Source organism: Sulfuricella denitrificans skB26 (assembly GCF_000297055.2).
Classification (GTDB): Bacteria; Pseudomonadota; Gammaproteobacteria; order Burkholderiales; family Sulfuricellaceae; genus Sulfuricella; species Sulfuricella denitrificans.
In genome coordinates, this window is the sequence record NC_022357.1 from 1276412 (window position 1) to 1288942 (window position 12531).

The following is a 12531-nucleotide window of genomic DNA, read 5'->3' on the forward strand; positions in this document are numbered from 1 at the left end:
AGGGGGATAAATGGCGGAAGACAGCGATTTAGAAAAAACTGAACCTGCGTCATCACGACGTATAGAGCAGGCTCGCGAGAAGGGGCAGGTTGCCCGTTCCCGCGAGCTATCGACATTTACAGTGTTGATCGCTGCCGGTGCTGGCTTGATGATGATGGGCCCGCAACTGATGAACAGTCTGGCTGGGCTGATGCGTGGTGGTCTGATGCTGGATCGGGCAGCGGTATTCGACCCACTGATGATGCTGTCCCGCCTCCATCAACTGTCATTGAGCGCCCTGATTACTTTCCTCCCTTTCATCCTGTTGATGGTCGTTGCCGCAATTTTTGCACCGATAGTGCTGAGCGGCTGGCTGTTCACATTCCAGGCATTGCAACCTGACTTCAGCCGTCTTGACCCGCTTAAAGGGATTGGCCGCCTTTTTTCCCGTAATAGCCTGGTCGAACTAGCCAAGGCTCTGGGTAAGTCGGCCCTGATTGGCGGTGTCGCATACTGGGTGATCATGCACAATAAGGAAGCGCTGTTTTCTCTGGCAGGCGAATCGGTCAATCTAAGTATTGCTCATTTGGGCAGCCTGCTTGGCATGAGCTTCCTGACTATTGTCAGTTCAATGATACTGATCGTGGCGATTGATGTGCCATTCCAGTTGTGGGATCACTCCAGTAAGCTGAAGATGACCAAAGAGGAAGTGCGACAGGAGAACAAGGAGTCGGAAGGATCGCCCGAAGTCAAGGCGCAAATCCGCAAGATGCAGCGCGAGATGGCGCGCCGTCGCATGATGGCGGAAGTGCCCAAGGCCGACGTGATCGTGACCAACCCGACCCATTATGCCGTGGCGTTGCGTTACCAGGACAAGCTGATGGGTGCGCCAGTCATCGTTGCTATGGGTTCTGAGTTGATGGCAGCCCGTATCAGGGAGTTGGGTGAGGAGCATCATATCCCGATCCTGGAGGCGCCGCCTCTGGCCCGAGCCCTCTTCCGCCATGGCGAACTGGGCGAGGAAATCCCGGCCGCGCTTTATACGGCGGTAGCCGAAGTGTTGGCCTATGTCTATCAGTTGCGCAGCTATAAGACCGGTGGAGGTGTGCCGCCGCAGTTGCCACGGAGCTTGCCTGTACCGCCGGGCCTGGACCCAGAAAGTGAAGTCGCATGAACGCCAGGGTTGATGGATTGAACCTGCCGGGTGGCATGAGCCTGACTAAACTGGCCGGCCCGATCCTGATTATCATGATACTGGCGATGATGGTCCTGCCGCTGCCGCCTCTCCTGCTTGATCTGCTGTTCACTTTTAATATTGCCCTGGCGATGATCGTGCTGCTTGTCAGCCTGTATACCACCAAGCCGCTGGAATTCGCTGTATTCCCCACCGTGTTGCTGGTCACCACGCTGTTACGGCTGTCGCTTAACGTGGCTTCCACCCGGGTGGTGTTGCTCGAAGGACACACCGGTCCCGACGCTGCAGGTAAGGTGATCGAGGCCTTCGGTCATTTTCTGGTGGGGGGCAACTATGCGGTGGGGATCACTGTATTTATCATCCTGGTGATTATCAACTTCGTGGTGATCACCAAGGGCGCCGGACGGATCGCCGAGGTCAGTGCGCGTTTCACCTTAGATGCCATGCCCGGTAAGCAGATGGCGATCGATGCTGATCTAAACGCCGGTCTGATCGGCGAGGATGAGGCACGCAAGCGTCGCTCTACCATTTCTCAGGAAGCGGATTTCTTCGGTTCAATGGATGGTGCCAGCAAATTCGTGCGTGGCGATGCCGTAGCAGGAATATTGATCATGATGATCAATATTATCGGTGGCTTGGCGGTGGGCGTAATGCAGCACAATCTGGATTTCGCTACGGCGGCCAGTACTTACACCCTGCTTGCCATCGGCGATGGCTTGGTAGCGCAGATTCCTGCACTGGTGATTTCGACCGCGGCGGGTATCGTGGTCAGCCGAGTTTCCACCGACGAGGACCTAAGCCAGCAATTGCTCGGTCAGTTGTTTAGCCAGCCCCTGGTGCTCTATATCACTGCCACGATTCTCGGCGTAATGGGCCTGATTCCGGGTATGCCGAATTTTTCCTTTTTGTTGCTGGCGGCCACGCTTGCCGGCTCAGCCTATTACATCGAACAGCGTGCGCGGCAACCGGAGGCGCTTGAGGTTGCGGCACCGGTACAGTCATCTATCGAGCCGGTCGAAGTGAGCTGGGATGATGTGATGCCGGTGGATATTCTGGGGCTGGAGGTTGGCTATCGCCTCATTCCTCTGGTGGACCGGAATCAGGATGGAGAGTTGCTGCGGCGTATCCGCGGCATTCGCAAGAAATTTGCCCACGAAATGGGATTCGTAGTCCCGGCTGTGCATATTCGCGACAACCTGGAACTTAAGCCAAATGGCTACCGCCTTGCCTTGAAGGGGGTCGAGATGGGGCAGGGCGAGGCTTATGTCGGCATGTTTCTGGCAATCAATCCCGGTCGGGTGCTCGGCAATTTGGCCGGCACGCCCACTCGTGATCCGGCCTTTGGTCTCCCCGCTGTCTGGATTGAGGCCGAGCTGCGTGAGCAGGCACAGACTTTCGGTTACACCGTGGTGGATGCCAGCACGGTGATTGCAACCCATCTGTCCAACATCATCCAATCGCATAGCGCTGAACTGCTGGGCCGCGAGGAAGTGCAGCAACTGCTGGATCATCTGGCGAAGGAATCGCCAAAGCTGGTCGAGGAACTGGTGCCGAAGTTATTATCCCTTTCTACGTTGCACCGCGTCCTGCAAAGCCTGTTGGACGAGGGTGTACATATCCGCGACATGCGTACTGTCATTGAAACCCTCGCCGAGCATGCGCCGCGCACGCAAAATGTCGATGAGTTGGCGTCTCTGGTTCGTGTCGCACTGGGACGTGCTATCATCCAACAAATTTATCCGGGCACAAATGAACTGCAAGTTATTACGCTGGACCCCGGCCTGGAGGGTATTTTGATGCAGGCGACACAGACGTCGGGCTCTGAAGGCGCCGGACTGGAACCCGGATTGGCGGAAAATCTGCTGGCACAGGCGCAGGCCGTGGCGCAGAACCAGGAGCAGATCGGTCTGCCGGCTGTACTGCTGGTGCAGGCGCCGTTGCGTGGACTGATGTCGCGCTTTCTGCGGCGCGCCGTACCGCAACTCAAGGTCATTTCTCATGCCGAGGTGCCGGATACCAAAACTATAAGAGTGACTGCTGTATTGGGGGGTAGGGGATGAATGTCCGGAAGTTTCATGCCAGCACCACGCGCGAGGCCCTGCGACAAGTCAGGGACGCACTGGGTGCCGATGCCATTATCTTGTCCAACCGCCAGGTGGCGGGCGGTATCGAGATCATGGCCGTGGCGGACATGGATGTGTCATCTCTTGCCGGCAACCCGGTGAGTCAGCCTCCAGCCAAGGAACGGCCGGCTCCTGCCGAATTTTTCACCCGCACCGAGCCTCCACCTCCACCCACTGTCGCCCCTTCTCCGATTTCACGATCGCAAATCGCCGAGTTGCAGGAAAAGGGTATGCCAGCTGTGGTCGAAACGCGGGACAAGGATGCTCCGCCAGATCTGATGAATCAGGAAATTATCCGTGAAATCAAGTTCCTGCGCGGCATGCTTGAAGGCCAGCTGTCCGGCTTTGCGTGGGGTGAACTGCAACGAGAGGAACCCGCCAAGGTCGAAGCATTGCGTCACCTGTTGAGCGTGGGGTTCAGCCCGTTATTATCGCGCCAGTTGTTGGATAAAATTCCGACCGGCTATGACCTGGAAAAAAGTCTGCGCTGGCTGAAGGCAGCACTGATGCACAACCTGCATGTCGTGAAGGCGGGCGACGACATTGTCGAGCGCGGTGGAGTCTATGCGTTGACGGGACCTACAGGGGTCGGCAAGACCACCACCGTGGCGAAGCTGGCGGCGCGTTGCACCCTGAAGCATGGCCCGGCCAGTCTGGCGCTGATTACTACCGATACCTACCGGATCGGCGCCCACGAGCAGTTACGCATCTACGGCAAGATACTCGGTGTGCCGGTTTACGTGATCAAAGATGAGGCTGATTTGCAACTCACCCTGTCAGATCTGCAGAACAAGCATCTGATCCTGATCGACACGGTCGGCATGAGCCAGCGCGATCGCCGCCTTTCCGAGCAGGTGGCACTTCTGTCCGGTGCCGGACGCAGTATCAAGCGCATATTGCTGCTTTCCGCAAACGCACAGGGCAGCACGCTCGAAGACGTTGTCCGTTCCTACAAAAAGGATGATATGGATGGTTGCATCCTGACAAAAATTGATGAGGCGATCAGTATCGGACCTGCACTGGACGTGGTGATCCGTAACAAATTGATGCTCCATTATGTTGCCAATGGACAGCGTGTGCCGGAAGACTTGCACCTCCCGAATCCAGTTTATCTGGTGGATCGGGTCTTGAAACCCGCCCAGGGAGACTCACCGTTTACCCCACTGGAAGCAGAGTATCCAATGGTTATGGCGGCGGCTGGTGGGTTGGAGTCTGGTTACACGGAAGCAAAGCGCGATGTGGGAGCTTTACGTGGCTGAAGTCCTGCAGGATCAGGCCGAGGGACTACGTCGTTTGCTGGAACGGGACTCGGTGCGGGTGGTGACGTTGACCAGCGGCAGAGCAGGGGTCGGGAAAACAAATATTGTTGTCAACCTTGCTGCGGCGCTGGCAAAGCGTGGTCGACATGTCCTGTTGCTGGACGAGCAGCAGGGTAAAGGCAGTATGGAAACGCTGCTCGGCCTTACTGCACGTTATGACTTGATGCACGTGATCCGGCGCGAAAAGACGCTGGATGAGGTGATGCTGCGCGGTCCGGATGGGGTGAATATCGTTTCCGCTGGCAATGGGCTGCGGGTGCTGGGAGAATTGGGGCAGGAAGACCAGGATTGGCTGGTGCAATCATTCCGTCAGGTGTCGAAATCGGTGGATGTGGTACTGGTAGATGCCATTGCCGGGGTTGCGAGCAATGTTTTGCCGCTTTCCTTGGCGTCGCAGGAAATCGTGATTGTGGTATCCCCGCATCCTTCTTCGATCAAAGACGCCTATGCGCTAGTCAAGGTGCTAAACCAGAATTTCGCCATTCACCGTTTCCACATCCTGATCAGCAAAGTCAAGAATGAGATGGAGGCGCGGGCGCTGTACGATAACATGGCTGAGGTGGCAGTGCGTTTCCTCGATGTATCCCTCGATTTCATGGGTTATGTACCGTTTGATGAGAAGCTCAGACAGGCCGCCCGGATTTGTCGGCCGGTCGTGGACGCATTTCCTGTCACCGAATCAGCCAAAGCACTCAGGGGCTTGGCGGAAACCATGGAGCAATGGCCGCAACCCTCAGGCGAGGAAGGGAGCTTGGATGCATTCATGCAGCGCCTGATTCAGAGCAGCCGTATGGCGGTGGAGGGCTTTCGCCTATAGAATCGCGCTATGTACGCTAAAACCGGACTGGAGAAAAATCAATATGTCGTCCAATATGCTCCGCTGGTCAAGCGCATTGCCTATCATCTGATGGCGAGGCTGCCTGCCAGCGTGCAGGTCGACGACCTGATTCAGGTGGGAATGATTGGCCTGCTTGATGCGGTGAGCAATTATGACGACACGCAGGGCGCGCAGTTTGAGACCTATGCCGTGCAGCGTATCCGCGGTGCAATGCTGGACGAATTGCGGCAATGCGACTGGCTGCCGCGCTCGGCGCGGAAAACGCTACGTCAGATCGAAACCGCAATGAATGCAATGGAGCAGCGCGTGTGCCGCGCTCCGACCGAGCGTGAGGTGGCTGATGAGTTACAGGTCAGTCTGGATGACTACCAGCAGATGTTGCTGGACGCGCGTGGTTGCCAGTTGCTGCATTATGAGGACTTGCAAAGCAGCGAGGGTGAGGACTTTTTCGAGCGCCACTGTGCCGACGATTCTGCCGAACCTTTAGCCAAACTGCAGGACGGAAGATTCCGGGAAAAACTGATCGAGGCAATCAGCCTATTGCCAGAGCGCGAGAAGCTGATGATGGCGATGTACTATGAGGAAGAGCTGAATTTGCGTGAAATCGGTGAGGTGTTGGGCGTTAGCGAATCGCGCGTGTGTCAGTTGCATAGCCAAGCCATGGCACGCTTGCGCAGCAAGCTGAAGGAATGGCTGTGAAAATGGAAGACAAGTGGTGTATGGGGTGGATCATTAACGGCGGAGCAGACACATGGATCTAGTCAGCATATTCGGTATTTTGCTGGCTTTAACCGCAATTATTGGCGGGCAGGTTCTGGAGGGGGGGCATATTGGCTCCCTGCTTCAATTGACGGCATTCATCATTGTCCTTGGCGGTACGACAGGCGCCATCATGCTGCAAAGCTCACCCAAGATTTTTTTTGAAGGCATGAGACTGGCCAAATGGATTATCTGGCCACCTAAAGCTAACCAGCAGTTATTGATCGAACAGGTGCTGACCTGGAGCAATCTTGCGCGCAAAGGGGGATTGCTGGCGCTGGAATCACAGCTGGAGCAGTTGCAGGACGCCTTCACCAAAAAAGGGTTGCAAATGCTGGTAGATGGCGCCGAGCCGGAAAAAATTCGTGTTGCACTCGAGGTGGAAATTTCGACTTATGAGAAACATCATCTGGATGCGTCGAGAGTCTGGCAGGCTGCGGGCGGCTACGCACCTACGGTTGGCATTCTGGGTGCGGTTCTCGGCCTGATTCACGTGATGGAGAACTTGAGCGATCCATCCAAATTGGGTGCCGGTATCGCTGTAGCTTTCGTCGCAACCGTTTACGGCGTGGGATCGGCCAACCTGTTTTTTCTGCCGATGTCCGGCAAGCTCAAATACCTGATCGAACAGGAAGTGGTGATGCGCGAGATGCTGATTGAAGGCTTGGTATCCATTGCCAATGGCGAGAATCCCCGAGTGATCGAATCAAAATTGCAGGGTTATATCATTTAGAGTTACTTTCGCGGTGGTGTAGATGGCGCGCAGACAGAAGCATGAAGAGCATGAGAACCTGGAGCGCTGGTTGGTGTCTTACGCCGATTTCATTACCCTGTTATTTGCCTTTTTTGTCGTGATGTATTCGATTTCCCAGGTTAATGAGGGAAAATACCGGGTGCTTAGCGATTCCCTGGTCAACGCCTTTAAAACCACACCGACGGCCACTACACCGATTGCACCCGCACTGCGGATCGATGCATCGCAGGGGTCGTCGAGTTCCGCTCAGGCTCTGGCCCTGAAACAAACAATTTTTGTGCGCAAACCTGACCCTGTCATTGAAGCCCGCAAGAAACAGCAAACAGAAAAAATGAAGGGGGTCGCCGAGGACATCCTCAAAGCGATGGAACCTCTGGTGAAAGAGGGGCAAGTCAAGGTCACCCAAAGCGCTCATGGTATCGCGATCGAGATTAATGCCAGCGTGCTGTTTTCTTCAGGCCAAGCGACTCTCGAGCCTGGATCGATCAAGGCTCTCCGTGCGGTAGGGGGAGTTTTGGCAAAGGTGCCGAATGATATCCAGGTGGAGGGGTTTACCGATAACACCCCGATTAGCACCGCCGCCTTCCCGTCCAACTGGGAACTATCGACAGCCCGTGCCAGTAGCGTGGTTCGCCTGCTTGCAGAAAGTGGAGCGCCGACAGATCGCTTGGTCGCAGTTGGCTATGGGGAATTTCGTCCTGTCGACACCAATAGCACGCCGGAAGGGCGCGCAAGAAATCGGCGTGTGACGGTATGATTTTGTCGGAACAGCAGGAAAAGATTATCGACATACCGCTGGCCAGTCAGGTGTCCAAAGCCGTGCCGGAAACCATCAGAGCCAAGAACCCATAATCAACTCAAACCTTGCCGATTGGTCTCCCCAGGCCTAGGGCCTGGGTCTGGCCGTCGGGGCCATACAGCGCGCTCTGATTGGCGGCTACCTGAAGGATGGCAAGTGCTTGCTGGTTGTTCCTGAGCCGGGTGTCGATCATGCTGCCATTGATCTGATTGAGTTGCTGGGCATTTTCCGCAAGTGCCAGAAGCTGCTGCCAGAGTTCGGCAATGTGTGGATTTCCTCCATCGCGCTGCTGCAGCCATTTCATCATGCCCCCCTGTTCCTGGGAGTAGCCCTGCGCGCTGAGGAAACGGGTACGGCTCTCGGCAAGCTGTGACAATAACACCACTTTTTCGGATTTGATCCGTGCCAGTTCGAGCAGGGGGTCAACATTACCCTGAACCAAAGCATCCTGCTCGGTTTGTAATACCAGGATGAAGTCCTGGAATGCTCGTAACTCTGCTTCCAGGTTCTTGGCTAAATCGGAGGGAGAGGCGATTGCCGAATTGACAGTCAATATCAGCTCTTCTGGTTCTGCATCAGGTCTTTAACGGTTGCCAGCAGGCTGTCTGCAATGACTTCCGGATTGACTTTGAAGCGCCCTTCGCTAATGGCCAGTTTGATTGCTTCCACGCGTGCGCTGTCCACTACCGGCACGTTGTTCATGCTGCTTTCCATGGCTTGAAGCTGCGACGAAAGCGTGGTAATTTGGACCTTGTCCTGCGAACTTGATTTCCCCTGCGGTGCGGCAGTTGGCGTGCCCATCCCCGCGTTCGAGGCGCGTGGGGCGGTTTCCTTGACGCCACTACTGGTCGGCGATTTTACGGAGGTATTGATCTTCAAGGTAATTCCTTACGAGTTGCAGATCGTTTTTCGATAACGTCATTGACGCACCACGATCCATTAGCGATTATCCAATTTATGCTAAGGATAACGGCATGAACTGCTGGAACTTTAGCGGAAAATGTCAATTTTTTCAAGTTAACCCGGGTGAATCAGGCTGGTGGCGCAGTCCAGCGTTGCGCTGCTGTTTCGTCACTTTCGCGCGCATCCACCCAATGTGCGCCCGCCTCGGTTTGTTCTTTCTTCCAGAACGGCGCCCGGGTTTTCAGGTAATCCATGATGAATTCGCAGGCGGCGAAAGCGTCGCCACGATGTGCGCTGCTGACTGCGACCAGCACGATTTGATCTGTGGGTTTGAGCGGGCCAATGCGGTGGATCACCAGCGCACCGATGATATTCCAGCGCTGCTTCGCTTCTCCCATGATTTCGGCCAAAGCTTTTTCCGTCATACCGGGGTAGTGTTCCAGGGTCATTTCAGTAACCGTGGTGCTGTGATTCAGGTCGCGCACCAGACCAACAAAACTGGCGACTGCGCCAATTCCAGGGTTTCCCCGGCGCAGATTAAGGATTTCTGCGCCGAGGTCGAAATCTTCGGTTTGAATCCGTACTTCCATTTTAGCCTCCCGTCACGGGTGGGAAGAAAGCAACTTCATCGCCGTCACCCACAGCCGTGTCCGGGTCGGCAATATCTTGATTGACGGCCACGCGCACCGGTTTGTTCTGGGCGAGTTCTTCCTGCCATGTACCACCACGCTGGCATAGCCATTCAGTCAGTGACCGGACGTCGGTGACGTCGGCAGGCGGGTTCGCCCGCTCGGAGGAAAGGCCGAAGGTTTCGCGTAGCCGGGCGAAATAAAGCAGGGTGATCATGCGGTTTCCTTATTTCAATTGAGCAATCCGGAGAAAGGAAGGAACCTGACTGTCTCGCCGCGATGAATAGGCATCCCTTCAGGTACTTCCACCAAGCCATCGGCCCAGACAGTGGAAGTCAGGACGCCGGAACCCTGGTGTGGGTAAAGCTGGACTGCCACTTCGCCATTTTCCGCAGTGTGCAACCGGGCACGCAGAAATTCGCGGCGTTTATCGGGTTTCAGCCAGTCGAAGTCCGCTTTCAGCGAGAAGGCTTGCGGGGCAGAGGCGGTAATTCCCTGGCTGCGCAATATAAATGGCCGCACGAACAGGCAAAAGGTGACGAAAGCCGAGACCGGATTGCCTGGCAGACCGATGAACGGGATTTTTCCGACATCGCCGAAGGCCAGCGGCTTGCCCGGCTTGATCGCGATTTTCCACAAATCAAGTTTACCTACCGTTTCAACCGCGGCTTTAACATGGTCTTCCTCACCCACGGAGACGCCGCCGCTAGTGATGATCAGGTCCGCTCCGGCGGCAGCTATTTTGAGTACCTTCACGGTGGCATCGAAGTCATCCGGTACGATCCCAAGATCAACGACTTCGCAGCCCATCGCCTGTAGCAGGCCAGTCAGAACGAAGCGGTTGGAATTGTAGATCTGGCCTGGCTTAAGGATTTCCCCGGGCATAACGATTTCGTCGCCGGTAAAGAAGGTAGCGACTTTTAGCTTGCAGTAAACAGGCAGGGTTGCAATGCCGACCGATGCTGCCAGCCCCATTTCCTGAGGCCGTAGCCGGATGCCAGCGGGAAGAATCTCGGCGCCGGCAGCGATGTCCTCGCCTGAGCGACGGATATTCTCGCCAACTTTTGGGTGTTTGCCGACGGTTACCGTATCGCCTTCGACGCCACAATATTCCTGCATTACCACCGCGTCGCAGCCTGCGGGTACCGGCGCCCCGGTGAAGATTCTGGCGGCTTGGCCGGCTTCCAGTGGCTTTCCGACTGTGCCGGCCGGTATGCGCTGAGTCACCCGTAGTCGGGTTGATGCATTGATGATATCGGCGATCCGCACGGCGTAGCCATCCATGGCGCTGTTGTCCAGTGGAGGAACGTTGACCGTCGAAGTCAGGCGCTCGGCAAGCACCCGTCCCAGCGCATCGGCCGTAGCGATCTTTTCTGTTTTAGTTGCGGGCCGCGATCGAGCCAGCAGGAAGGATAGCGCGTCGTCGGCGCTGAGCATGGGCTGTTTCTTATCCATTTTGTTTAAGACCTGTTTGTTGCAAGATAAATTCGGCGATTATTTTTGGCTGGTTCAGCCGGAACTGCGGCAGCGACGTTTCCAGAGGAAGGTCGCTGGCGATGGCGGCGATATTTGGATCCTGGGGAAAAAGCAGCGCCTTGTCGATGGTGGTGCGGTGCACCTCAAGTTTGGCAATCGCTTCGTTCTTGAAGCTTTCCACCAGCACCAGATCGCAGGGCGCCAGTCGCGCCAGTTGTTCTTTTAGACTCGGTTCCGGCTCGTTGCGCAGTTCATGGACCAATGTCCAGCGATATTGAGAGGTCACCATCACCTCGCTGCAGCCTGCGGCACGGTGACGGTAGGAGTCCTTGCCCGGCTGGTCGATAGCGAAATTGTGGTGGGTATGCTTGATCAGGGATATTTTCAGCCCCTCTGCCACGAACAGCGGGATCAGTTGTTCGATCAAGGTGGTTTTGCCGCTACCGGAGTAGCCGGCGAATCCGAAAACCTCCATTATTTGTTCCGCAACAGGCGCTGCTTCTCGCGCTGCCAGTCTTTTTCCTTTTCGGCATCGCGCTTGTCATGCTGCTTTTTGCCCTTGGCCAGGCCGATTTCCAGCTTGATCCGGCCACGGACGAAATGCATGTCCAGCGGCACGAGAGTAAAACCGGCGCGTTCCACCTTGCCGATCAGCTTGCTGATTTCCTCGGCATGCAGCAGCAGTTTTCGGGTGCGCACTGGGTCGGGGTTGACGTGGGTGGAGGCGGTCGGCAGCGGACTGATATGGCAGCCGAGCAGATAGAGCTCGCCACTGCGGATGATGACGTAGGCTTCCTTGAGCTGTGTCCGCCCGGCGCGGATGGCCTTGACCTCCCAGCCGTCAAGTACGATGCCTGCTTCATACTTTTCCTCGATGAAGAAGTCGTGGAAAGCTTTTTTGTTTTGCGCGATGCTCATCGACAGGTGAATTTCTCTGGTGAGTTTCTCTGTGAAATCGTGTATTTTAACAGTTTTTGATAGCGGTAGACTGAATGATAGCAGTGGAAAAATCCGTGCTGGTTTTTTACTCGGCACGGCAGATGTTCGCGCTGGTCGATCGGATCGAGGATTATCCGAATTTCCTTCCCTGGTGCGGCGGGACAGAGGTGCAGAGGCACAGCGACGAGGCGCTCGAAGCGACGGTGCATATTGACTACCATCATCTCAAGCAGAGCTTTGCTACCGAAAACGTTAGGCAGGCGCCGCATCTGATCGAAATGAAGTTTCGCCACGGCCCGTTCAGTCATCTTGAGGGTAGCTGGAAATTCGTTGAGCTGGACGAGAGCGCCTGCAAGATCGAGTTTAAACTCTGCTATGAATTCTCTAGCAAGATCATGGAGAAACTGGTCAGTCCGGTTTTTGGGCATATTGCAAACAGCTTTGTCGAAGCGTTCGTTCAACGGGCAGCAGAAATATATGGTGAGCCATGAGTGAGGAAATTTCGGTGGAAGTGGCGTATGCCCTGCCGCAGAAACAGGAGGTCTTGTCCTTGAAGATAAGGTCGGAAGCTCCGGTGTCTGAGGCGATAGCACGATCCGGCATCCTGCAGGATTTTCCGGAAATTGATCTGGCCAGTGCCAAGGTGGGGATTTACGGCAAGCAAGTGAAGCTTGATGCTGTGCTCAGAGATAAAGATCGTATAGAAATTTACCGCCCGCTGATTGCGGATCCAAAGGAAATCCGCAGAAAACGTGCGGCGGAAGGGAAGGAAACTAAGAAGGAGGCCGGGGGCGCCGAAACGGCCCCAACCTGATTTA

The 12531-nt window shown here is 55.7% G+C and carries 16 protein-coding genes; 9 read left to right on the forward strand and 7 right to left on the reverse strand.

Going from position 1 to position 12531, the window contains the following annotated elements; all coding sequences use genetic code 11:
• Positions 1-10: 10 nt before the first annotated feature.
• From flhB to motD, 7 genes are read left to right on the forward strand one after another with little or no spacing between them, the layout of a single operon-like run.
• Positions 11-1153, forward strand: coding sequence for a flagellar biosynthesis protein FlhB (gene flhB / locus SCD_RS06260; protein ID WP_009205955.1), 1143 nt, complete (start codon positions 11-13; stop codon positions 1151-1153).
• Complete coding sequence (gene flhA / locus SCD_RS06265; protein WP_009205954.1) at positions 1150-3234, forward strand: flagellar biosynthesis protein FlhA; 2085 nt, start codon at positions 1150-1152, stop codon at positions 3232-3234. Before flhB ends, flhA begins: the two co-directional genes overlap by 4 nt.
• The gene (gene flhF, locus SCD_RS06270) at positions 3231-4556 is read left to right on the forward strand and encodes a flagellar biosynthesis protein FlhF (protein ID WP_009205953.1); all 1326 of its coding nucleotides are present in this window, start codon (positions 3231-3233) and stop codon (positions 4554-4556) included. The genes flhA and flhF overlap by 4 nt, the downstream gene beginning before the upstream one ends.
• Positions 4549-5433, forward strand: a complete 885-nt coding sequence (locus tag SCD_RS06275; RefSeq protein WP_021035811.1) for a nucleotide-binding protein — start codon at positions 4549-4551, stop codon at positions 5431-5433. The genes flhF and SCD_RS06275 overlap by 8 nt, the downstream gene beginning before the upstream one ends.
• A 9-nt stretch (positions 5434-5442) precedes the next feature.
• On the forward strand, positions 5443-6153 hold the full coding sequence (locus SCD_RS06280) for an RNA polymerase sigma factor FliA (RefSeq protein ID WP_009205951.1): 711 nt from the start codon (positions 5443-5445) through the stop codon (positions 6151-6153).
• Between the two features lie 52 nt (positions 6154-6205).
• Positions 6206-6946 (forward strand): flagellar motor protein, encoded by a 741-nt coding sequence (locus tag SCD_RS06285; protein WP_009205950.1) that lies wholly within the window; start codon positions 6206-6208, stop codon positions 6944-6946.
• Positions 6947-6968: 22 nt separating this feature from the next.
• The gene (gene motD, locus SCD_RS06290) at positions 6969-7724 is read left to right on the forward strand and encodes a flagellar motor protein MotD (protein WP_009205949.1); all 756 of its coding nucleotides are present in this window, start codon (positions 6969-6971) and stop codon (positions 7722-7724) included.
• A gap of 100 nt (positions 7725-7824) precedes the next feature.
• Here motD and SCD_RS06295 read toward each other — a convergent pair whose 3' ends face one another.
• The 7 genes from SCD_RS06295 to smpB form a co-directional block, all read right to left on the reverse strand.
• On the reverse strand, positions 7825-8319 hold the full coding sequence (locus SCD_RS06295) for a flagella synthesis protein FlgN (protein WP_009205948.1): 495 nt from the start codon (positions 8317-8319) through the stop codon (positions 7825-7827).
• A 2-nt stretch (positions 8320-8321) separates the two neighbouring features.
• Complete coding sequence (flgM, locus tag SCD_RS06300) at positions 8322-8645, reverse strand: flagellar biosynthesis anti-sigma factor FlgM (protein ID WP_009205947.1); 324 nt, start codon at positions 8643-8645, stop codon at positions 8322-8324.
• 152 nt (positions 8646-8797) lie between these two features.
• Complete coding sequence (gene moaE, locus SCD_RS06305; RefSeq protein WP_009205946.1) at positions 8798-9259, reverse strand: molybdopterin synthase catalytic subunit MoaE; 462 nt, start codon at positions 9257-9259, stop codon at positions 8798-8800.
• A 1-nt stretch (position 9260) separates the two neighbouring features.
• The gene (moaD, locus tag SCD_RS06310) at positions 9261-9515 is read right to left on the reverse strand and encodes a molybdopterin converting factor subunit 1 (protein WP_009205945.1); all 255 of its coding nucleotides are present in this window, start codon (positions 9513-9515) and stop codon (positions 9261-9263) included.
• A 14-nt stretch (positions 9516-9529) separates the two neighbouring features.
• A complete protein-coding gene (locus SCD_RS06315; RefSeq protein WP_009205944.1) occupies positions 9530-10735 on the reverse strand; it encodes a molybdopterin molybdotransferase MoeA in 1206 nt (401 codons plus the stop codon).
• Between the two features lie 10 nt (positions 10736-10745).
• Positions 10746-11249 carry a molybdopterin-guanine dinucleotide biosynthesis protein B gene (gene mobB / locus SCD_RS06320; protein WP_009205943.1) on the reverse strand — a complete coding sequence of 168 codons (504 nt, stop codon included), beginning with the start codon at positions 11247-11249 and terminating at the stop codon, positions 10746-10748.
• Positions 11249-11692 (reverse strand): SsrA-binding protein SmpB, encoded by a 444-nt coding sequence (gene smpB / locus SCD_RS06325; RefSeq protein ID WP_009205942.1) that lies wholly within the window; start codon positions 11690-11692, stop codon positions 11249-11251. The genes mobB and smpB overlap by 1 nt, the downstream gene beginning before the upstream one ends.
• Before the next feature lie 74 nt (positions 11693-11766).
• On the opposite strand from smpB, the gene SCD_RS06330 reads away from it, so the two are divergent.
• Positions 11767-12204, forward strand: a complete 438-nt coding sequence (locus SCD_RS06330) for a type II toxin-antitoxin system RatA family toxin (protein WP_009205941.1) — start codon at positions 11767-11769, stop codon at positions 12202-12204.
• Complete coding sequence (locus SCD_RS06335) at positions 12201-12527, forward strand: RnfH family protein (protein WP_009205940.1); 327 nt, start codon at positions 12201-12203, stop codon at positions 12525-12527. The genes SCD_RS06330 and SCD_RS06335 overlap by 4 nt, the downstream gene beginning before the upstream one ends.
• The last annotated feature ends 4 nt before the right edge of the window (positions 12528-12531 follow it).

Excerpts from the sequence above, each read along its gene's own strand:
- flhB (WP_009205955.1), top strand. The coding sequence starts at position 11 with ATGGCGGAAGACAGCGATTTAGAAAAAACTGAACCTGCGTCATCACGA.
- SCD_RS06335 (WP_009205940.1), top strand. The coding sequence starts at position 12,201 with ATGAGTGAGGAAATTTCGGTGGAAGTGGCGTATGCCCTGCCGCAGAAA.
- motD (WP_009205949.1), top strand. The coding sequence starts at position 6,969 with ATGGCGCGCAGACAGAAGCATGAAGAGCATGAGAACCTGGAGCGCTGG.
- flhF (WP_009205953.1), top strand. The coding sequence starts at position 3,231 with ATGAATGTCCGGAAGTTTCATGCCAGCACCACGCGCGAGGCCCTGCGA.
- SCD_RS06280 (WP_009205951.1), top strand. The coding sequence starts at position 5,443 with ATGTACGCTAAAACCGGACTGGAGAAAAATCAATATGTCGTCCAATAT.
- mobB (WP_009205943.1), bottom strand. The coding sequence starts at position 11,249 with ATGGAGGTTTTCGGATTCGCCGGCTACTCCGGTAGCGGCAAAACCACC.
- SCD_RS06285 (WP_009205950.1), top strand. The coding sequence starts at position 6,206 with ATGGATCTAGTCAGCATATTCGGTATTTTGCTGGCTTTAACCGCAATT.
- SCD_RS06315 (WP_009205944.1), bottom strand. The coding sequence starts at position 10,735 with ATGCTCAGCGCCGACGACGCGCTATCCTTCCTGCTGGCTCGATCGCGG.
- moaE (WP_009205946.1), bottom strand. The coding sequence starts at position 9,259 with ATGGAAGTACGGATTCAAACCGAAGATTTCGACCTCGGCGCAGAAATC.
- smpB (WP_009205942.1), bottom strand. The coding sequence starts at position 11,692 with ATGAGCATCGCGCAAAACAAAAAAGCTTTCCACGACTTCTTCATCGAG.
- SCD_RS06330 (WP_009205941.1), top strand. The coding sequence starts at position 11,767 with ATGATAGCAGTGGAAAAATCCGTGCTGGTTTTTTACTCGGCACGGCAG.
- flhA (WP_009205954.1), top strand. The coding sequence starts at position 1,150 with ATGAACGCCAGGGTTGATGGATTGAACCTGCCGGGTGGCATGAGCCTG.
- moaD (WP_009205945.1), bottom strand. The coding sequence starts at position 9,515 with ATGATCACCCTGCTTTATTTCGCCCGGCTACGCGAAACCTTCGGCCTT.